We start from the raw sequence: 22,829 nt of genomic DNA on the forward strand, positions 1-22,829 counted from the left end.
TCGTCTACCATATCTGCTTTGTTTAAGAATACAACTATGTATTGTACTCCTACTCTTGATGCAAGAAGGATGTGCTCTCTTGTTTGAGGCATTGGACCATCTGCTGCACTTACTACTAGGATTGCTCCGTCCATTTGTGCTGCTCCTGTAATCATGTTCTTAACATAGTCTGCGTGTCCTGGACAATCAACGTGAGCATAGTGTCTTGTTTCTGTTTGATACTCAACGTGTGATGTATTGATTGTGATTCCTCTTTCCTTCTCTTCTGGTGCTTTATCTATATCAGCATAGTTGAATGCTTCTGCATATCCTCTATTTGCTAATACTGTTGTTATTGCTGCTGTTAATGTTGTTTTACCGTGGTCTACGTGTCCTATTGTTCCAATATTAACGTGCGGTTTGCTTCTTTCAAATTTTTCCTTTGCCATTTCTTATTCCTCCTTAATTAGAAAACAATTATATTTTCACTTTTTAATGTAAACTTATCCACGTGTGTTGCAAAATAACTGGAGCTCATAACCGGGATTGAACCGGTGACCTCCACCTTACCAAGGTGACGCTCTACCTACTGAGCTATATGAGCATTCAATACATAATGTATTCATTTTAAAATAATTTTGTCAGTTTCTTATTATATATGATTTTCTTTTGTTTGTCAATACGATTTCATCTTTGTTCTAAACACTTTTCAAGTTTACGTTTTACCCTCTGAAGTGCATTATCAATAGATTTTGCTTGCCTATCTAAATCACTGGCAATTTCTTGATAAGATTTACCATCAAGATAAGAATTTAAAACTTCCATCTCTAATCCTGACAATACTTCTTCTATCTTACTTTCTATACTCTCCATCTCTTCCCTATCTATTATCAACTCTTCTGGATCAGATACCCTTATACCTGATAATATATCTAATAGAGTTCTATCTGATTCTTCGTCATATATAGGCTTATTCAGTGATATATAAGTATTCAGTGGAATGTGTTTTTGTCTTGTGGCAGTTTTTACAGCAGTTATTATCTGTCTTGTTATACATAACTCTGCAAAAACTTTAAAAGATGCTAACTTATCATCCTTAAAATCTCTTATAGCTTTGAATAAACCAATCATACCTTCTTGATATATATCTTCTTTGTCTGCTCCAATCAAAAAATATGATTTTGCTTTAGCTTTCACAAAGTTCTGATATTTACAAAGAAGATATTCTAAGGCTCTATTATTTCCTGACTTAGCCATAGCTACTATCTCTTCATCTTTTTTATCCGTAAATATGGAGTTTAACTCATCATTGCCACCTGTATTTCCCAACAATATCCCCTCCAAAGCATAAATGACCTTAATTAGAATTATACATTAACAAAATTTAGATAGTCAAGATATATTATCGGCTTCTCCTTATCTTTTCTAGCTTTTCTGCTATTTCTTTATCTATAGCTTCTTCAAAAAGATTTTTATTGTGAAAACTCTTATTTTCACACTGCCTAGATATCTTTCTATTTGCTTCCTCGATCCAACTGTAAAACTCTAGAGATGACACTCTATTGGCACCTCTTTGAAATATTAGTTGTTGCTCTAGAGAGTCAGAGGTTACAACATATACCTCTGATTTTCTCCCTATATGGTTTACAGTCCTTTCTATATAACTATCCGCAGTTTCATCATGCTTTGTGAAAACTATAGTCAAATTCCCTTTTCTATCCTTCTTTTCTATACTTCCCTTTACCATATGTGCATCAAATACCAGTGTTATTCTGCATCCTTTAAAGGCTACATAGTTAAGAAGTAAGTCAATAAGCTTATTTCTTGCAGCTTCGTAACTATAGTCCTTTATAGTGTTTAATTCTGGCCAGCTATTAATTACATTATACCCATCCACAAAAATTTGCTTCAACTCTATACCCCATTTACTCTACTTCAATCTTTGTTTTAATATTTCATAGGCTATCATTCCACATGCTACTGATGCATTTAATGAATTAACCTTTCCTACCATAGGTATTTTAACCAATACATCGCACTTTGATTTAGTTAGCTTTGAAATACCCTTTCCTTCACTTCCTATAACTAAAGCTATAGGTCCTTTTAAATCTGAATCGTAACAGTATTGAGTCCCATGCATATCTGCTCCATATACCCATACCCCAGATTCCTTCAGTTCATCTATAGCTACATTTATATTTGTAACTTTAGCAATTTTTATATATTCTGTAGCTCCAGCCGAAGTTTTATAAACAGTAGGTGTAACTCCTACATTTTTTCTTTTTGGAATTATTATCCCATGCACTCCACAAACTTCTGCTATTCTTATTATAGAACCAAAATTATGAGGATCTTCAATTTCATCTAATACTAATATAAACGGATCCTCCCCTTTTTCCTTAGCGTTATTAATTATATCTACTATACCACAATAATTATATGGAGTTACTATTGCAATTACCCCTTGATGTGCAGCCGTTTCACTTATACCATCTAATTTTGCTCTATCCACATATTTAACTACTACGGATTTTTCTTTAGCTAACGCTGTAATTACACTTATAGATCCTTTAGTATCTCCTTGTGCTATCATTATATATTCTATAGTTCTATCAGATTTTAGAGCTTCAATGACTGCATTTCTACCTTCAATCATATCTTCTCTTGAGGTTGCATTGAAATTTTCAGTTTTTACGTTACTTTGTATATTTTCATTTCTGTAGGGCTGATTATTTCTTCTTTCACTATTTATATCACCTACAAATCTATTGTTATCTCTTCTATTTTTCCCTATACGCTTAGGCCTAGCACTTTTACTACCTTGTCTTTTATCTTCCATCCTTATATCGCTCCTATCATCTATTCCTATATTTATTTACATTTTTATATAGATAAGTACTTATTCCTTATTTCTATAGCCTTACCGCAAGTCATAGCTCCTTCTGAACAGCTTCCCTTTACACAACTAGGGCCGCATCCGTCAAATAAATTCGGTGCTACTTTTTTTACTTCCTTAACCATGGCATCTGCTAAATCTCTTATTTCCCATTGAGCTCTCGTACAGCATCTATGACTAAAGAAATGCATAAGCTCTCTAGCATTCATTGTAACTACAATTTTAGTTGCACATGCATTAGGAAATACATATCTTGCATCTTCAATAGCACTTTTTTCAGCTTTGGATTTTAATGATTTCAGCTCTTTTTCTGTAATTTCTTCACATTTTTTTCTTGCTTTATGTTCTTTAATATATACATCTAAATTAGAAACTTTAAGCACTTCCACTAATTTATCATAGTCTTCTTGATCTTTTCTCATAGCCTCTATAAAGATAGCCTTACATTTTTCATCTTTTGCTATAGATGGTGGAATTATATATTCAAAAGCATCTAGCTTAACATATCTTTGACTTTGCTGAGAATAAGAAGCCACTCTATGTCTAACCAATTGATGCGTTAAGCTTCTGGATACACCTTCAATACCAAAAGTAAAGCTTACATGTTCCACCGGAGAGTTATGACCATAACTATTCAACATTTTTATAAATTTACTTGTAGTTTCTTCATCTAATCCTTCTGTTATTTCCTCAATTCCTACTGAACTATAACATAATTTAGCTGCTGCAGCTACTACTTTTTCTGGATTTGGAGTAAACTCCAAAAGTTTAACCTTTATCATTATTATCACTCATTTCAATAATTTTATTAAGCATACAATTTAATCTTTCATTTTTTCCGGCAATATATAAATAGCCTATAACAGCTTCAAATCCTGTTGCCCACCTATATTCACTAACATCTGCATTTTTAGGAGCACTAGATTTAGTATTTCTTCCTCTCTTAAAAACTGACATTTCATCTTCGTCAAACATATCTAAAATTAATTTTGCATAATTACTCTGTGATTTTGCTTTAACATAATTAACAGTTTTTAGATGTAACTGCTGTACTTTTAAGGATTTATTTTCACCAACTAAATAGGTTCTTATAAATACTTCATATACTGCATCCCCTATAAAAGCAAGAGTTAAAGGGTTTATTAAATGTGCTTCTTTTGCGCTAAATTTTTCTTTCAATAAATCAAATTCCATATTTTTCTCCTTAATGAGATAAATCCTATTCTAATAATTAAACATAATCATTATATATTTTCAAGATTTTATAGTCAAATCTATCTTTTTCCTAGTACAATTCTTGTTAATAAATTATTAAAAAATATAGTTATTAAAAGACCTAATTATTGACTATCTTCATCTTTTTCTTCTATTTCTAATAGGCTCTGTTGAAAATTACAGTGATAGAATATCATTGGCTATTTTCACTTCTTTCAAAATAACAAAATCTCCGAAACCCTTGAGGCCACAACAACTAGTTAACTATTTATATAGTTTCCTATTAACATATATAAATTCTCTCCAAATTTTATCACTTTGATTAACCACAGAGCCTTCTAATAAACCAATATTAAAAATTATAGTAAAATAGGACTATACAGTCCTATTTACTTACAATGAAATAATTTACTTTATAATAAATAATTAAAATTTTAAATTATTTGCTAAAAATTCTTTTTCTATTCTACATACTACATCTTCCATATTCACTTCTTCAATATCTTGATTTTTTCTTAGCTTAAATTCAACTATATCATCTACTATTTTTTTACCTACTGTTACTCTAATTGGAATTCCAATTAAATCTGAATCCTTAAACTTAACTCCAACTCTTTCATTTCTATCATCTAAAAGTACATCTATTCCTCTTGACTTTAGGTCTTCATAAATTTTCTCTGCCATCTTCATTTGTTCCTCATTCTTAACATTAGCAGGCATTATTATTACTTTATATGGTGCAACAGCCATTGGCCAAATGATTCCATTTTCATCATGGTGCTGTTCAATTATAGCTGCTACAGTTCTATTAACACCGATTCCATAACATCCCATTACTAAAGGTACAGACTTACCATTTTCATCTAAATAGTTAGCTCCCATGGATTCTGAATACTTAGTTCCAAGCTTAAATATATGCCCAACTTCTACACCTCTTCTAATGTTTATTGGACTTCCACACTTAGGGCACATGTCTCCCTCTGATACAAGCTTATAATCCCCTACTATACCTTTAAAGTCTTTTTCATGATTTACATTTTCATAATGATATCCTGTATCATTGGCACCAACTATGAAATTGCTCATTCTAGTAACTTCTTCATCTACAAGCAGTATATCTACTTTTAACCCAATTGGACCTGCAAATCCTATTTCTGCTGATGTAGCGTTTAACACTGTTTCTGCATCAGCCATTTCTAGTTCCATAACTCCACCTAATGCATTAGAAACCTTTGTTTCATTTAAACTTCTATCTCCTCTAACCATTACCCCAACAACTTTATCATCAGCTTTATATATTAGAGTTTTTGCAAACTTCTTATCGTTAGTATTAAAGAATGCTACTAGTTCCTCTATTGTTCTTACATTAGGAGTTTCTGTCTTTTTTAACTCCTGTTCTACTTCTCTCTCTATTTCTTCTAACTTAGATGTAGCCTTTTCTGTATTAGCAGCATAGTTACATCTAGTACAGAAAGCTATTTCATCTTCTCCTATATCAGATTTAACCATAAACTCTGCTGAACCTGACCCTCCCATAGCTCCTGAATCTGCTTCAACAGCGCTAAATTCTAAATCACATCTAGTAAATATCTTATTATATGCTTCATACATCTTCATGTAAGATACATCTAATCCTTCATTATCTTTATCAAAGCTATAGGCATCTTTCATTATGAATTCTCTTGATCTCATAACTCCAAATCTAGGTCTTCTTTCATCTCTATATTTTGTTTGAATTTGATAAAGATTTAATGGTAATTGTTTATAAGATTTAATTTCATTTCTCGCTAGATCTGTAAATACTTCTTCATGGGTTGGTCCAAGACAAAAATCTCTTCCATTTCGATCTTTAAGCCTAATCATCTCTGGTCCCATTACATCCCATCTTCCAGATTCTTGCCATAGATTTGCTGGTATAAGTGCAGAAGCTAAAAATTCTTGAGCACCTGCTCTATCCATTTCTTCTCTAACTATATTTTCTACATTTTTTAACACTCTAACTCCATTTGGCATGAAAGTGTATATTCCTGTAGCTGATTTTCTTATCATTCCAGCTCTTAACATAAGTTGATGGCTTGCTATCTCTGCTTCACCTGGAACTTCTCTTAGTGTACTTATTAACATCTTTGATAACTTCATCTTCCATTCACCTCGTAATTATATTTATTAATAAAAAAATAGAACCCACCCTAATTAGGGCGAATTCTATCGCGGTACCACCTAAAATTTATACTTCATTTCATAACGGCTCATGCCGGTAGTTAAAACTACTGCTCAGAAGCAGGTTCAAAACGTGTGAAAATCTTTCAGCCGGTGAATTTTCTCTCTGTGGGTGTGTTTCTACTATTCTTCCTCATCACATATTAATATTAAATTTTAATAAATATCATTATATCATACATATTTAAATATTGCCTACATATTTATATTTTATTTTTATTTTTTAAAATATTTTCTCCAATTATCATATCTTCTGGAGTTGTAAGCTTTATATTTAAATAACTACCATCATAAAGATATACCTTCTTATTAAATTTTTCAACAATCATAGCATCATCAGTAACTTTCTCTTTAGTCTTTCTTAATTTTTCATGACAAAATAATATTATATCATACTTAAAACACTGAGGAGTTTGAACTATGAAAGTCTCCTCTCTATTTAAGGTTTCCTTCGCAAACCCTTCTTTATCCTTAATTTTTATAGTATCCTTTGATTTAACTCCACAGGTACATGCACCATATTTTTTAGCGTTAATAACACCATCATTTATTATATCGTCAGTAACAAATGGTCTAGCCCCATCATGAATTAGTACTACGTCACAGGGTTCTATTGCCTTTAATCCATTGTATACAGAGTCTTGTCTTTCCTTACCACCTTTTACTAAAGCTCTAACTTTTTTAAGGTCATATTTTTTAATTATATTTTTTTTACAGTACTCCATCTCATCTTCGGCACACAGAACTATAATATCATCTATATTTTCATTGTCAGAAAAAGCCTTTATAGTATGATATAGTACCGGTTTTCCTGCCAAAGTCAAAAACTGCTTGTTTACATTTGCTCCCATTCTTTTTCCTTGTCCTGCAGCCAATATTATCGCTGTATTTTTTCTCATAATTCCTCCAATAAATTACCCTTAAACTAATCATAATTAGCGCTTAGATTTTTCTTAGTAAAAAACTATTGCTCCTTTGGTTTTGCAAATATCATCCTTCCCGCTGCTGTTTGAAGTACTGAAGTAACTACTACCAATATATTTTCACCAATATATTTTCTACCTTCTTCAATGACAATCATAGTTCCATCATCTAAATATGCGACCCCTTGACCTGATTCTTTTCCATCTTTAATTACCTGTGTTTTCATAACTTCTCCTGGTAGCAAAACAGGTTTTACAGCATTTGCCAACTCATTGATGTTTAATACAGGCACTCCCTGAAGCTCTGCAACTTTATTTAAATTATAATCATTAGTAATTACCTTTCCACTTAATAATTGAGCAAGTTTAAGTAATTTAACATCTACTTCCTTAATATCTTCAAAATCACCTTCCCATATTTCTACATCTATACTTAACTCTTTCTGTATTTTGTTAAGTATATCTAATCCCCTTCTTCCTTTTGTCCTTTTTAAAGAATCTGAGGAATCTGCAATATGCCTAAGCTCATCTAAAACAAAGGTTGGAATTACTAAAGTATTTTCAATAAAACCACTTTGGCATATATCAAATATTCTTCCATCAATTATAACTGATGTGTCTAACACCTTAGGGCTTAACTTATCACTAACATTCTTTGTCTTACATTCTTTATTAGCTCCAGGTTTTTTAAAACTTGTAAACACATGTATAATTTCATCCTTTTTTCTTACGCATATATCTGCAAATAGTACAGTAATTATTACCGTTACAATAACGGATATTATGGTTATTATTATTGAATCCACTCTAATAAGCACAGATAATAATACTGATATTATAAGTCCAATTAAAGCTCCTATACCTGCAAATACAATATCTACTATTGGAATCTTTTGAGCAGACCTTTCTAAGTATTCCATAGCTTTAACAATTCCTGAATTTATAAAAGGCGAAATAAAATAAAATATAAGTCCGATAAAAATAATACATAATACAACAAATATTATTGAAATAAAGCCTGTATTGTTTATTCCTAACTTAGGTAAAAGTTCCGTAGAATTTCCCCATGCACCTAAAAAATATCCTAATGTTCCTCCTATTAAGGTAAACAAACCCCTTAATATTTTCTTTAACACCACAGCACCTCCTTGATTTTTTTAACCTATATTGTGATTATTTACAAATTTTCTCCATAATATCCTACTAAATTAAATATATATTATCACTAATTACATTTCAATGGATTATTAGAATATTAACTAAAATTTGATTAACTATATATAATATTAACATTTTAAATATTTGATATTCTAAATGAATAATTTAAAAATTATTTTAAAAATAGAAATGATGAATATGAAAATTATATTTCTTAATCCTCACATTTTCTACATTTTGTCATAAAATAAATTATTAACAGTAAAATTACCCCCTATGAATAATAGTAATATTGATATATTATATAAATAAAGGTATTCCAAGTAAGTAACTTTATTTATAAAGGAGTGAAAGTTATGAAGGATCTAATATTTGATGAATTTCAAAATTCTGTAGACAGTTCTTTATTAAGACATAAAAGTATACTCGACATACTAAGCAAATTGCAGGAGTCTGAAAGTAGAGTTAACAGATCCGTAGTGAAGGCTGTTACTAGTTGCGGTTGCGTTAAAATTAAAGCTGAAAAGCAGGGTATAAATTATTCATTAGACGATGATAAGGAAAATACAATAGATAAATTAACCTTAGATGATTTAGAAATACCTCTTAGTTCTCATATACAAGGAGAGTTATGTGATAATTGCCGTAAAATCATCGAAAGAGAAATAGGCAATCACTTATTCTATATAACTTCCTTATGCAATAGTTTAGATATAAATTTATATGATGTACTTCTAACTGAATACAAAAATATAACTACCTTCGATAAAATTAATTTAAGATAACAAATATAGCACAAACTTAATTGTTTTGTGCTATATTTGTTTATCTAATATAAATTGCTCTTTTAATCTTCTTAGACCATTTTTTGTGGTTTTCGCCCTAGCTTCTCCTATTCCATCAACTAAATCTAATTCATCATAAGATGCTTTCATTACCTCTTGAAGCTCTCCAAAATGTTTTATCAGATTTTCTATGATTACAGATGGTAATCTAGGTATTTTGTTTAATATTCTATATCCTTTAGTAGATATTAAATTATCAACTAAAGGAACTCCACCATATCCTAATACCTTAGCTATCATATCAATATCCAATAAGTCTATAGCTGATAACTTTTCAATATTCTTATAAACATCAAGATATTTTTCAGCGTCACTACAATAGTCTCTCACAAGAAGTACGCCCTCCTGTTCAACCCCCTTGATTAATTCTCCTAATTGCATAGATATAAGTCTACCTTCATTCCCTAGCTCACATATGTACGTTTCTATCTCACAAACTATTCGCATTACCATTTCATTTCTCTGTATTGCTGTGACTACATCTAAAAGAGTTGATAAATCTTGTAATTCCAGTAAATTCAGATTACTTATTACTCTTTCTAAAACTAACTGGTATTTTTCTAGGGTTTGAATAGCCTGATTAGCCTTAGCTAATACCTCACTACTTTCTCTAAGGACATATTTTATATCATCTTTATATACAGTGATTATATTCCGTCTTTGAGATATAGCTACTACTATATCCCCAGTTTCCTTTGCAACTCTTTGAGCTGTTCTATGTCTAGTTCCAGTTTCTTGAGTAGTTATAGATGGATTGGGCATCAACTGTGTATTAGCATATAATATCCTCTTTAAGTCACTACTTATCACTATTGCTCCATCCATCTTTGCTAGTTCATATATATATGCTGGAGTATACTCAGATTTTATTGAAAATCCTCCATCTACCATATCTAATATAGCATTGCTATCACTTAATACTATTAATCCTCCAGTTTTAGCTCTTAATATATTATCTAATCCCTCCCTTAGTAGGGTTCCTGGCGACATGATTTTTAGTATTCCCATAAGTTCCTTTTGTGCTTGTTCCCTCATATTTTCCTCCATTAACAATTTATCCTTTTACTTTACTTTTACTTATTATTAAAAAATCTTTGCTACTGCTTCTCTAACTGTATCAACACCAATTAAATTTATGCCCCTATTAGTTATTTTAATTTTATTTTTATTTGGCAGTATTACATTAGTAAAGCCCATTTTTATTGCTTCATTTATAATTTTCTCTGCATGAGCTATAGGTCTAACCTCTCCAGTTAATCCTACTTCTCCTATAACCAATAAATTTTCTATTTTAATTTCCTTTGCCTTGACACTAGATATTAATGCTAGAACTATCCCTAAATCTCCATATGTACCGTCAATATTAAGTCCGCCTACCACATTAACATATACGTCACTGTTATAAAAAGGTACTTTTAACTTTTTTTCTAACACCGCTAGTATTAAGCTCAATCTTTGGTTGTCAACTCCTACTGCAGTTCTACGTGGCATTACAGCTTTAGTCTCACTTGCTAAGGCTTGAATTTCTACTAAAATAGGTCTACTTCCTTCAACTATCCCAATGACTACTGATCCTTCCTGTTGCATAGACTTTTCTTGTAAAAATACTGAAGATGCATCATTTACTTCCTCAAGGCCACTTTCCCTCATTTCAAATACACCGATTTCACTAGTAGTTCCAAAACGATTTTTTATGGTTCTTAGTATTCTAAACTCTTGTGTTCGTTCTCCTTCAAAATATAGAACTGTATCAACCATATGTTCAAGAACTCTTGGTCCAGCCAATTCCCCTTGTTTAGTTACATGAGCAACAATAAATAATGGAATATTTTTAGTCTTTCCTATTCTCATTAAATCATTAGTACATTCTCTTACCTGAGACACACTACCTGGAGCAGAAGAAATAGTTGGTTTATATAGTGTTTGAATAGAATCTATTATTATAAAACTTGGATTCATTTCAATTATATGTTCTTCTATTATATCTATATTTGTTTCTGATACAACATAAAGATCTTTTCCTGTAGCCTTCAGACGTTCTGCTCTCATTTTTATTTGTTCTTCTGACTCTTCTCCAGATATATACAAAACTCTTCCGTACTTTAATGAAATATTACTAGCACTCTGTAGCAATATAGTAGACTTACCAATACCTGGATCCCCTGATATTAAAGTTAATGATCCTTTTACAAGTCCACCACCTACAACCCTATTTAACTCCCCAATTCCTGTATCTAACCTTTCGTATTCACTTGATTTTACATCTGTAATACTCTTTGGCTTATTTCCCGAAGACATAGTAACAGATCTTTTAAAATTAGTTATTACTTCATTTTTGATTTCTTCTCCCATGGTGTTCCAGCTATTACATCCAGGGCATTTTCCATACCACTTTGGAGCTTCATAACCACATTCATTACATATATATACTTTTTTTATCTTTGCCATAATCTGCTCCTTAATTTTTCTATATTTTATATTAATTTATTATATCTTAACTCTTAATTAAAATACTTAGTATTACATACTATCAGCTTAAATCTTATTTAAAATAATAAATTATAGCCTTATTAGCTATAAAAAAACCACTTATATAAAGTGGTTTAAAACATATAATATTAATACATAATAATTATATACCTATTTTTGTATAAACACAACGAAGTAATTAGCTACACTTATTAAACTTCAACCCATCATTTTCAACGGTTATTTGTATAATATCACTCTTTTTAAAATTACCCTTAAGAATCTCATCAGATAGTCTATCTTCTATCATATCAGTTATAATTCTTCTTAATGGTCTAGCTCCATACTCTTTATCTCTGCTTTGTTTACTTATGAATGTTTTAGCTTCCTCTGTAAACTTTAATATAATATCATTTCTCTTAGCTCTTTCACATAGATTATTTACCATTATATCAACAATTTTAATCATATGTTCTTCATTAAGTTTATGAAATACCACTATATCATCAATTCTATTTAAAAGCTCTGGTTTAAAGATATTCTTTATTTCACCAAGTATAGTTTCTTTCATTTTTTCATACTCATTGTCACAATCTTCTTTAGCAGATAATCTTTCAAATCCTATAGAACGTTGTTTTCTTATCATAGATGCTCCTGCATTGGAAGTCATAATAATTATAGTGTTCCTAAAATCTACAACTCTTCCCTTAGAATCTGTAAGTCTTCCATCTTCTAGTATTTGAAGTAAAATATTAAATATATCTTCATGTGCCTTTTCTATTTCATCAAATAGTATTACGGAATAAGGCTTTCTTCTAACCTTTTCCGTTAATTGTCCTCCTTCATTAAATCCTATATAACCTGGAGGTGATCCAATTAGCTTTGACACAGAGTGTTTCTCCATATATTCTGTCATATCTATTCTGATTATTGAATTTTCATCATCAAACATAGTTTCTGCTAACGCTTTAGATAATTCAGTTTTACCTACACCTGTTGGTCCTAAAAATATAAAACTTCCTATTGGCCTTTTACAATCTCTTAGTCCGACCCTTGATCTCCTGATAGCCTTTGCAATAGCTTCAATAGCTTCATTCTGACCTATAACTCTTTTATGAAGAGTATTCTCTAAGTTTAACAATTTATCAGTTTCTGTAGATGTAAGTTTCTCTAAAGGTATTTTAGTCCATGTTGATAAAACTCTTGCAATCTCTGCTTCATCTACTGTTATTCTTATTTCTTCTTTACTTTCTACTAAAGTTCTTTTTCTGGAGTTTAATTGTTGTCTTAATTCATATTCTTTATCTCTAATGGAAGCTGCCTTTTCAAAATCTTGAATATCAATTGCTTGTGATTTCTCTTCAATCTTTTGCTTAAGCTTCTGCTCTAAAATCCCAATCTCATTTCTTTGTAAATTTTCTATTCTACTTTTAGCCCCTGCTTCATCTAGAAGATCTATTGCTTTATCTGGTAGATATCTATTTGATATATATCTATCTGACAAATTTACTGCTGCACTTATAGCCTCATCTGTAATTATAATTGAATGATGTTCTTCATACTTGTTCTTTAACCCTTTAAGTATTTGTATAGCATCTTCTTTAGATGGTTCTTCAATTATAATTGGCTGAAATCTTCTCTCTAATGCTGAATCCTTTTCTATATACTTTCTATATTCATCTACAGTTGTAGCTCCTATGCATTGCAGCTCACCTCTTGCAAGGGCAGGCTTTAATATATTAGAAGCATCTATTGCCCCTTCTGCGCCACCAGCTCCTACTATAGTATGAATTTCATCAATGAATAGAATAATGTCATCGCTCTTACACACTTCATCCATTAAAGATTTTAACCTATCTTCAAATTCTCCTCTATATTTTGCTCCTGCAACCATAGAAGCCATGTCTACACTAATTACTCTCTTATTTATTAAAATATCCGGCACATCATCACTTTGAATTTTTTGTGCTAGTCCCTCAACTATTGCTGTTTTGCCCACTCCAGGATCTCCTATTAAACATGGATTATTCTTAAGTCTTCTACATAATACTTCTAAAACTCTTTCTGTATCTCTTTCTCTTCCTATAACAGGATCAAGTTTATTTTCACTTGCATATCTAGTTAAATCCTTACCATACTTATCAATCATTGGAGTTTTATTTCTTTTAGATTTGTACTGTTCTTCCATTTTTATTTCAGGTCTACTGTCATGGAAGTCAGAATTACTACTTAGTGATATTTCACATTGTTTTTCATCATAGGATAGCATTCCTAGCAACTCATTGAAGTTTGTTCCTAAATTATCTAGTATTGTATAGGCTACGCCCTCTTTTTCTTTAAGTATAGCTAAAAGTATATGCTCTGGAGATACAAATTTATCATTTAGCTTTCTAGCTTCTACTAAGCTAGCTTCCATCAGTTTTTTAGTTCTAGGAGTAAAATATACCTCTTCTGGATATACCTCATCATCTCCATAACCAACTAATTTTTCTATTTTATCTTTAACCTTTATTTCATCAACGTACATATTTTCTAGAGCCTTAGCTGCCATACCGCCCTCTTCCACAATACCTAATAATACATGTTCTGTGCCTACATACCCATGTCTAAATCTTTTCGCTTCTCCATGAGCATACATCAATGCTTGTCTTGCTCTGTCATTATATTTATTAAACATTACACTAACCCCTTTACCTATATAGCAAAATGCTAATACTATAATATTTAGTCTATCCACTTAAAGCAATCACAAACCATAAATTGTAATTATTTTAAAAAATATATTTACTTTTTTAAAATATATAAATAAAGTACCTTCCCTATTGGAAAAGCACCTTATTTATATATTTTCTATCTTTATATAAAGTAGATATAGCATTGTCATACTCATAGTACTCTATTTTAATACATTTTTCTTCATAACATCTTATTTTAACATTAAGATTATCATTCAAAATTACATCTATAAGAGTTCCATCTTTATCATAGCTAAACTCCTTTAAATCATTTAATAGCTTGTCTATATTTTCTTTGTTCCTAATCATTTTTTTCCTCCAGTATTGTAAATAATTTTGATTTCATATAATAGATTACTTTAAGTAAACATCATATTTTCATATGAACCTTATCTTAAATAAATAACTTACTCAAATTTGGATATTAAAAGATATATCATCAGCAACTCTAGAATTCTAATTCCGAGTCATTAAAATATCCATTAAACTGTGAGTTATACAACCTAGCATAAATTTCTCCACTATTAATCAATTCTTTATGATCACCTTTTTCAACTATTCCATCATTTGTTAATACTACAATCTCATCTGCATTTTTTACAGTTGATAATCTATGAGCAACTACAATAGTTGTTCTACCCTTAGATAACTTTTCTAAAGATTTTTGAATTATAAGCTCTGAAGTATTATCAAGAGCTGATGTAGCCTCATCTAATATTAATATAGGCGGGTTCTTTAGAAATACTCTAGCAATAGATATTCTTTGCTTTTGACCTCCAGATAATTTAACTCCTCTTTCACCTACATAGGTTTCATAACCTTCTGGAAGTGACATAATAAAATCATGAATGTTAGCATTTTTAGCTGCTTCAATAACCTCATCATCGCTAGCTTCAGGATTTCCATAGAGAATATTATCTTTTATAGTTCCTGTAAATAGAAATACATCCTGCTGTACTATTCCTATATTTTTTCTCAACGATTTTAATGTTATCTCCTTAATATCTTCTCCATCAATGGTAATTATTCCTTCATTTAGTTCATAAAATCTTGGGATTAAATGGCAAATAGTTGTTTTACCACCACCAGATGGCCCAACTAATGCTAAAGTCTTACCTTGTTCTATTTGTAAATTTATATTAGATAGTATTTCTTCACTTCCCTCATATTTAAAGGTAGCATTTTTAAACTCAATTGCACCTTGTACATCTTTAAGGTCTCTTGCATTATCACTATCTACTATATCTGATTTAGTATCCATTAGTTCTACAAAACGCTTAAATCCTGACATTCCTGATTGATATTGTTCTACAAAGGATGTTAATCTTCTTATTGGTTGCATAAAATATGCTACATATAGAAAATAAGTAGATAAATCGATTACGCCTAGTTCCCCTTTATATACAAAGTATCCTCCAAAACCTAAGACAACTACATTTAACATGTCTACAAAGAATCTCATTCCAGACATGAATTCTGCCATATATTTATAAGCAGAAGATCTACTAGTTCTAAATTGAGTATTTCCTTCATCAAACTTTTCCATTTCATATTCTTCATTAGTAAAAGATTTAGCAACTCTTATTCCTGATATGCTATTTTCCAGCTTAGTATTAACTACTGCTATCTTCTTTCTAACATCATAAAATGCTTTTGACATTTTCATTCTCTTAGTCATAGTAAATATTATAATTATAGGTATACAAGCAAATATTATTAATGTTAACTTTATATTTATAGCACATAGTAAACCAAAGGATCCTATTAGCATTATTATTGAAATAAATACATCTTCTGGTCCATGGTGTGCCAGCTCCGATATGTCCATTAGATCATTAACTATACGTGACATAATATTTCCAGTCTTATTATCATCAAAATAGCTAAATGGTAATGTCTGAAGATGGGCAAAAACTTCTTTTCTCATATCATATTGAAGTCTTACACCCATGACATGTCCCCAGTAATCTATTATATAGTTTGCTATAAGCTTAACTACATATAATAATGCTAACACAGCTGTAAATATTATTATTATTCTTAGATTCTTATTAGGAATTGCATCCTTTAATAGATAATTTGTAAACATAGGAAATACTAAATCCATGGCTGCTACTAAAAATGCACATATCATATCAATTAAAAATAGAGTTTTATGTGGTTTATAATAAGATATAAATCTCTTTAACATTAAAATTCCTCCCTATTTCCTCGTAAAAATTTATATAATTGTTTTATAAACAAGTTTTAAGCCCCAGCAGAAAAACTCCTACTGAAGCTTAATTTTTTTATAATCTTTTTAAATTACTTTCCAATTAATGCAGATAAATCTTCAATAATAAAACTTCCACTGATAAGAAATTAATTATTATTTTTACTCATAAAAGCTTCTATATCTTTAACACTTTTAATTATATGAGCAGAAAGATTTATATAACCATCCTCTGTAACTAGAATATCATCTTCAATTCTTATGCCTATACCTTCTTCTTCTATATAAAGTCCCGGCTCGTCAGTAATAATCATACCTGGTTTAAGTTCTACATTTCTTGGACCTACATCATGGGTATCTAGTCCTAATGGATGTGCTACACCATGATAGTAATATTTGTTTAACTCTGAATCTTCCTTTATAAGTCCAATTCTCTTACACCCCTCAGCAAGAACTCTTTTAGTTATGTCTTGTAATTCACCAGTAGTAGCTCCTGGTTTTACAGCTTTCATAACAGTTTCATTAGCTTCTAATACAATATTATATACTTCTTTTTGTCTTTCTGTGAACTTTCCATTGATAGGAAAAGTTCTGCTTATATCTCCATTATAATATTTATATTGTGCTCCTAAGTCTAAAAGCATAAGCTCTCCATCTTCAGTCTTAGTATTATTATCTACATAATGAAGTATAGTTGCGTTCTTTCCTGTGGCTGCAATAGTCGGAAATGCAAAATCCTTAACTCCATTTTTCTTTAAGATATAATTAAAATATGCTTCAATTTCGTATTCCTTCATGCCTGGCTTAGCATTACTCCAAATTTCTTTTATTCCATCATAAGTTATATCTATAGCTTTTTTAATTAATTCTATTTCTTCTTCTCTTTTTATAGTTCTCAGTAAAGCTATATCATGATATATATTTTTAACCTTTATATATGGATATCTTTGCATAATCTCTCCTGCAAAATTTTGAGATGGTGTTCGTGGTATATTAAATTCTTGTCTTTCTAAATCTAGAAACACATTATTCATGCTAAATCTATCAAAATAACCTGCAATTGTGCTTTCAAAATCTTTTAAAAATTTAATATCTTCTATATCTGAAACTTCTTTTGCCTCAACTTCACTTATAGTTTCACCAACCCATTTAGTCATAACAGGATCATTCTCTTGTATAAATAGCATTTCCGATACTTCACCATTAATATTTACCATAACCATAATTACTTTTTCTTCATCAATACCGGTTAAATAATAAAAATTTCTATTTGGTGTAAATGGATAAGTCTCATCTGCTGATTTATAAGGAGCTTGTCCCGCGAAAAAGATGGCCATGGAATTATTAGAAATTACGTCCCCTAATTTTTGTCTATTTGTAGCAAAAAAATTCTTATTCATAATTAATCCCCTTTTCATTAATATTTTCTATAAAACCCAATAATTATTATATACCATTTACTAACATATATCTAATAAATACTAAAACTATTAAGTGAACTGGATAAAATCCATAAAATATCAATTGTGCTTTTTTGCCTTCATTACCATCGTAACGATAAATAAAAAACAAACTACTTATGCAAGTTGCTTGAAGGAAAACTCTGAAGTTTACTCCAAAGGGTGTTATAGAATATTTTAAATACGGTATAGTATATAAAATATTCAATCCTATCATAGAAAGGGTTAATTTCTTAAAATTCCCCTTAAATATCTTAAAACATAATATTATACAAACTCCATATGCTGCGTAATCAGATTTAAATTTCACTAAAATGTATAGTATTCCTAATATAATGACAAATTTAACTATATATATAGAAATTTCAAATACTACTTTAGCTATCTTGCTATCATGCTTTAACTTGTAAAAATCAATTTTTTTGTCTAATATAATCATAATGAATATCCCAGAAAAGAGTGTGAAAAATACATTTAATCCTTTAGTATCAAAAGCTAACATATAAGGTATTTGTGATATGATGGCTAAAATGAATAATCTAGACATATATCTTTTTAGATTCTTAGTCCTACTATATCCCTCTGTTATTAAAAATGCATATATAGGAAATGCCACTCTTCCAATGATTCTAATAAACATTATATCCGGGAAAAATATAGCTCCTATATGATCAATTAACATAGTTATGCAAGCCAATAATTTAAGCGAGAAACTATTCATAGTTTAACAATCCCCCAATGATTAATCTTCCTACTCATTATATTCTTTCACTTGATACTCATGGTGTGATATATCTGCACATTGCACTATCTTATGTACTCTATCATCAAATTCTATAGTTGTAAGGCTTGTCTGCTTTATATATGGTTTCATCCAAAAATTACTTATGTCAATATTCTCTAAACTACAAAGTAATGCTTTTATAGGCATAGTATGTGTAACTATAAGAATACTTTTTCCTATGTTTCCTTCTATAATTTCCATAATTACTTTATCAATTCTTTCAATGAGCTCTTCAATGGTTTCTCCATCCCCTACAGGATTATATATATCCGGCTTGTTCCAATAATTGTAATATTGTTCTGGATACATTTTCTTTATTTCATCTTGGTTCAATCCTTGAAATTTACCTAATTTCAATTCTCTTAGTCCATCATGGCTTATTAATTCAACTTTCTTATTTTCATTAATTATTTCTGCTGTCTTATAAGCTCGACCACTAGAACTAGAATATATCTTGTCTAAATTAATTCCTTTCAATCTCTCTCCAAGCCATTGTGCTTGTTTCACCCCTAGCTCTGTTAAAGGAGAGTCATTCCAACCTTGCATCCTCCCTTCCACATTCCATTTGGTTTGTCCATGACGAGTTAAATATACAGTTGTTGTCACTTCTTCTCCTCCTACACTAAATTAAAACTTATCAATATACCAATTTTAATATAACTTCACTAATTATGCAAATATACTGCTTTTAAATTATATATTTAGAATTCAAATTAATATTTAAAAATATTATTATATTTTTTACATGAGTAAATAAAAATATGCAAATAGCAAGCTCCTCTAAAGCTTACATATTTGCATACTATATAAACAATAATACTTATACTAGTAAATTAATCCTTATAAATATCAAACTCATCTAATTGTAATCTATTTGGTAACACTTTTGTATCATGAAATAACTCATCCAGTAGCATAAGATTGTCATTTAAATCATCAATTTTATAAGGTCCAATTCCAAATTCTTCTTTTAATAATTTTTTATCTTCGTTTTGTGGCATGAATGTAGTACTTGCCATCACTTCTTCCTCCTCTCTCCATTATATCAAATTTATCACTCTCCAAAATGTTACATAATACTTTTGCATCTTCTAACTTAGCTTCGCTCATCTCAATTTGGAAGTTATCTAACGGTCCAATTATTCCCATATAGTCATGAATAGAACTATAATCACTTAATCTAATCTGTCCATTTATATTCATTTTATAGTCTGACATAAACAACCCCCTATTATATAATTAATTGTAGTTTGCTAAAGTTCACATATTTTTATACATAATTATTTAAATCATATACTCTTTGAAATATTAAATATTTAAAAGTAATTAATTATATGTTAACCTACTACATAAAAAATAAACCCAATGATAAAATTTCTATTACCACTGGGTTTATATATCTATACAACATTGAAATATCTACACAAATTTTATATTATTTCTATGCTTCTTTTTTACTCTCAGCCACAATTTTATCTATTAACTCACTAGGAACTTCTTCATATCTTTCAAATCTACTTCTAAAGCTTCCTCTAGCTCCTGTTATACTTCTTAAATCAGTAGCATAATTATACAACTCTGATTGAGGTACTTCACTGATTATTCGTTGACCTTTAACTCCAGGCTCCATTCCTAATATTCTTCCACGTTTTTTATTTATGTCAGCTATAACATCTCCCATATAATCATCTGGTATATCTATCTCTAGGTACATTATAGGTTCTAATAGGATTGGATTAGCCTCTTGAAGACCTTTCTTATAAGCTAAAGAAGATGCTATTTTAAATGCCATTTCTGAGGAATCTACTGGATGGAATGAACCATCATGCAATGTTGCCTTTAATCTTATAACTGGATATCCGGCAAGTACTCCATGAAGTATACAATCTCTAAGACCCTTCTCTACAGCTGGTATATATTGTCTAGGTACAGCGCCTCCTACTACTGCATCAACAAATTCTAACTCATCTTCACCATCATTTCTAGGTTCAAATCTAACCTTTACATCTCCATACTGTCCATGTCCTCCCGACTGCTTCTTATGTTTTCCTTGTACATCTGCAATTTTTTTGATTGTTTCTCTATATGGTGTTTTAGGAGTTCTAAGATTTACATCTGCTCCAAATTTATTTTTTAACTTACTTACTAAAACTTCTAGATGTGTCGTACCAATACCTGAAATTACTACCTCAGCATTTTCTATATCCCTAGATATTGAGAATGTAGGATCTTCTTCTAATAACCTTGAAAGTCCACTTGATATTTTGTCTTCATCTCCCTTTGTATTAGGTATTACAGCTCTAGAATATACAGGTAATGGAAATTTCATTCTATTAAATACAATAGGTCTGTTAGCCGCACATATGGTATCTCCTGTACTAGTAAATTGTAATTTTGAAACTGCTCCAATATCTCCAGCTTTTATTTCTGTAGTAGGATATTGTTTTTTCCCTTTCATAAAATATAGTGATCCAAATTTCTCATCTTTTTCCTTAGATGAATTATATACAACAGTATCTGATTTTGCAGATCCTGTTATAACTCTAAACATAGATAATTTACCAATGAATGGATCAACTATTGTTTTAAATACTAATGCAGAAAATGGTTCTTTCTCATTAATTTTTATATTTAAAAATGCATTATTTTTAATATCCTTAGCCATATATAAATTAGTCTCTATAGGAGATGGAAAACATTCCACTATATCTTCTAATAATGTTTCAGTTCCTATGCTTGTTATAGCTGAACCACACATTATAGGGCATATATCACCTGTAGATGACCCTTTAATTAACCCATGATACATATCTTCTTCACTTAATTCGCCATCATTAAAATATTTATCTAACAAAACTTCATCAGTTTCTGCTACTGCCTCCATGAGCATTTGTTTACACTCTTCAACTTTATCTCTTAACTCTTCTGGAATTTCTCCTTCTTCCATAGTATTAGTTTTAAGATTAAATATTCTAGCTCTATTAGATATAATGTTTACTATACCTCTAAGCCCTGATTCCTTTCCAATTGGGTATTGTATAGGTACAACAGACATACCAAACTTATTTTTTAATTGATCCAAAACTTTTTCAAAGCTACTATTCTCACGATCTAATTTGTTCACAAATATAGCTCTAGGTAATTTACGCTCAACTGCATAATTCCATGCCTTCTCTGTTCCTACCTCAATTCCTGCAACACCACAAACAGTTATCATTGCCATATCTATAGCACTTAGTCCCTCAATCATTTCTCCTTCAAAATCAAAATATCCTGGCATATCTACTAAGTTAATTTTGACATCCTTCCATTCACAATGAGCCACAGCTGTAGAAATAGATATTTGTCTCTTTTTTTCTTCTACCTCATAGTCACTTACAGTAGTTCCATCTTCAATTCTTCCAATTCTATCAATCTCATTAGTGTAATATAGTAAACTTTCCATCAAACTTGTTTTGCCAGAACCACTATGACCAATTATTCCTACATTTCTTAGATTATTAATTTTATACTCTTTCATAAGGCGTACCCCCTAAATTAAATTTGGATGTATTAAGTTTATAAAATTGTATTAAATATATATTTTATTCTATACATTATCAAAATCTCCTTCAAATGTTAGAATTTTTATAATATTTAATTAATTCTAATTAGAATAAAGCCATAATATAGCTTTATATCTATTTATATTTATTAAATTAACTAATATTCTTTCCTTATGAAAATATCTTATAACAATGCTGTTTGTGCTTTTTTGAAATAATAGGTTTTTACTTCAAAAAGTGTTAATAAATCAACACTTTATACGTAAAAAAAGCAGATAATTAACATAATTATCTGCATAAAATTTATTATATTTATAAGAAATGGCTCCGCGAAGAGGATTCGAACCTCCAACCTATCGGTTAACAGCCGAGTGCTCCACCGTTGAGC

Annotated in this window: 21 protein-coding genes and 1 tRNA gene; 1 reads left to right on the plus strand and 21 read right to left on the minus strand. The window is 30.1% G+C overall.

The genetic code is table 11. From position 1 onward, the window contains the following. The 10 genes from ABDZ93_RS19445 to ABDZ93_RS19490 all read right to left on the minus strand — a co-directional run. Positions 1-428 (minus strand): GTP-binding protein (locus tag ABDZ93_RS19445; RefSeq protein ID WP_343828178.1); only part of this gene is annotated, 428 nt, incomplete at its 3' end. A gap of 79 nt (positions 429-507) precedes the next feature. Further along, positions 508-583, minus strand: a tRNA-Thr gene (locus tag ABDZ93_RS19450). Positions 584-666: 83 nt separating this feature from the next. After that, positions 667-1,308, minus strand: coding sequence for an RNA polymerase sporulation sigma factor SigH (gene sigH / locus ABDZ93_RS19455; RefSeq protein ID WP_343828179.1), 642 nt, complete (start codon positions 1,306-1,308; stop codon positions 667-669). Positions 1,309-1,381: 73 nt separating this feature from the next. After that, complete coding sequence (locus tag ABDZ93_RS19460; RefSeq protein WP_343828180.1) at positions 1,382-1,891, minus strand: NYN domain-containing protein; 510 nt, start codon at positions 1,889-1,891, stop codon at positions 1,382-1,384. 18 nt (positions 1,892-1,909) lie between these two features. Next, positions 1,910-2,635, minus strand: coding sequence for a 23S rRNA (guanosine(2251)-2'-O)-methyltransferase RlmB (gene rlmB / locus ABDZ93_RS19465; protein WP_343828198.1), 726 nt, complete (start codon positions 2,633-2,635; stop codon positions 1,910-1,912). Between the two features lie 227 nt (positions 2,636-2,862). Further along, a complete protein-coding gene (gene thyX / locus ABDZ93_RS19470; RefSeq protein WP_343828199.1) occupies positions 2,863-3,660 on the minus strand; it encodes an FAD-dependent thymidylate synthase in 798 nt (265 codons plus the stop codon). Continuing rightward, positions 3,644-4,069 (minus strand): Mini-ribonuclease 3, encoded by a 426-nt coding sequence (locus ABDZ93_RS19475; RefSeq protein ID WP_343828181.1) that lies wholly within the window; start codon positions 4,067-4,069, stop codon positions 3,644-3,646. Before ABDZ93_RS19475 ends, thyX begins: the two co-directional genes overlap by 17 nt. A gap of 447 nt (positions 4,070-4,516) precedes the next feature. Then, entirely contained in the window at positions 4,517-6,229 is a 1,713-nt protein-coding gene (locus ABDZ93_RS19480; protein WP_343828182.1) for a proline--tRNA ligase, read from the minus strand. A gap of 284 nt (positions 6,230-6,513) precedes the next feature. Continuing rightward, positions 6,514-7,209 (minus strand): 2-C-methyl-D-erythritol 4-phosphate cytidylyltransferase, encoded by a 696-nt coding sequence (gene ispD / locus ABDZ93_RS19485; protein WP_343828183.1) that lies wholly within the window; start codon positions 7,207-7,209, stop codon positions 6,514-6,516. A 65-nt stretch (positions 7,210-7,274) separates the two neighbouring features. Further along, complete coding sequence (locus tag ABDZ93_RS19490; protein ID WP_343828184.1) at positions 7,275-8,369, minus strand: PIN/TRAM domain-containing protein; 1,095 nt, start codon at positions 8,367-8,369, stop codon at positions 7,275-7,277. 378 nt (positions 8,370-8,747) lie between these two features. Between ABDZ93_RS19490 and ABDZ93_RS19495 the strand changes: the two genes are divergently transcribed. Further along, complete coding sequence (locus ABDZ93_RS19495; RefSeq protein WP_343828185.1) at positions 8,748-9,176, plus strand: nucleoside triphosphate pyrophosphohydrolase family protein; 429 nt, start codon at positions 8,748-8,750, stop codon at positions 9,174-9,176. A 30-nt stretch (positions 9,177-9,206) separates the two neighbouring features. Here ABDZ93_RS19495 and disA read toward each other — a convergent pair whose 3' ends face one another. The 11 genes from disA to fusA form a co-directional block, all read right to left on the minus strand. Next, positions 9,207-10,271 (minus strand): DNA integrity scanning diadenylate cyclase DisA, encoded by a 1,065-nt coding sequence (gene disA, locus ABDZ93_RS19500; protein WP_343828186.1) that lies wholly within the window; start codon positions 10,269-10,271, stop codon positions 9,207-9,209. A gap of 48 nt (positions 10,272-10,319) precedes the next feature. Then, complete coding sequence (gene radA / locus ABDZ93_RS19505; protein ID WP_343828187.1) at positions 10,320-11,684, minus strand: DNA repair protein RadA; 1,365 nt, start codon at positions 11,682-11,684, stop codon at positions 10,320-10,322. A gap of 220 nt (positions 11,685-11,904) precedes the next feature. After that, positions 11,905-14,382 carry an ATP-dependent Clp protease ATP-binding subunit gene (locus ABDZ93_RS19510; protein WP_343828188.1) on the minus strand — a complete coding sequence of 826 codons (2,478 nt, stop codon included), beginning with the start codon at positions 14,380-14,382 and terminating at the stop codon, positions 11,905-11,907. Positions 14,383-14,524: 142 nt separating this feature from the next. Further along, positions 14,525-14,749, minus strand: coding sequence for a hypothetical protein (locus ABDZ93_RS19515; RefSeq protein ID WP_343828189.1), 225 nt, complete (start codon positions 14,747-14,749; stop codon positions 14,525-14,527). A gap of 139 nt (positions 14,750-14,888) precedes the next feature. Continuing rightward, entirely contained in the window at positions 14,889-16,631 is a 1,743-nt protein-coding gene (locus ABDZ93_RS19520; protein WP_343828191.1) for an ABC transporter ATP-binding protein, read from the minus strand. Between the two features lie 170 nt (positions 16,632-16,801). Further along, positions 16,802-18,052: an aminopeptidase P family protein gene (locus tag ABDZ93_RS19525; protein ID WP_343828192.1), complete on the minus strand. Its 1,251-nt coding sequence runs from the start codon at positions 18,050-18,052 to the stop codon at positions 16,802-16,804. Between the two features lie 46 nt (positions 18,053-18,098). Further along, positions 18,099-18,833 (minus strand): TraX family protein, encoded by a 735-nt coding sequence (locus ABDZ93_RS19530; RefSeq protein ID WP_343828193.1) that lies wholly within the window; start codon positions 18,831-18,833, stop codon positions 18,099-18,101. A 30-nt stretch (positions 18,834-18,863) separates the two neighbouring features. Beyond that, positions 18,864-19,502, minus strand: a complete 639-nt coding sequence (locus ABDZ93_RS19535; protein ID WP_343828194.1) for a histidine phosphatase family protein — start codon at positions 19,500-19,502, stop codon at positions 18,864-18,866. A gap of 227 nt (positions 19,503-19,729) precedes the next feature. After that, positions 19,730-19,915, minus strand: coding sequence for a hypothetical protein (locus ABDZ93_RS19540; RefSeq protein ID WP_343828195.1), 186 nt, complete (start codon positions 19,913-19,915; stop codon positions 19,730-19,732). Continuing rightward, positions 19,878-20,114, minus strand: coding sequence for a hypothetical protein (locus ABDZ93_RS19545; protein ID WP_343828196.1), 237 nt, complete (start codon positions 20,112-20,114; stop codon positions 19,878-19,880). Before ABDZ93_RS19545 ends, ABDZ93_RS19540 begins: the two co-directional genes overlap by 38 nt. Positions 20,115-20,337: 223 nt before the next feature. Further along, the gene (gene fusA, locus ABDZ93_RS19550) at positions 20,338-22,416 is read right to left on the minus strand and encodes an elongation factor G (protein WP_343828197.1); all 2,079 of its coding nucleotides are present in this window, start codon (positions 22,414-22,416) and stop codon (positions 20,338-20,340) included. Between the last annotated feature and the right edge of the window lie 413 nt (positions 22,417-22,829).

Source organism: Clostridium subterminale, from assembly GCF_039521425.1.
GTDB classification, from domain to species: domain Bacteria; phylum Bacillota; class Clostridia; order Clostridiales; family Clostridiaceae; genus Clostridium_J; species Clostridium_J subterminale.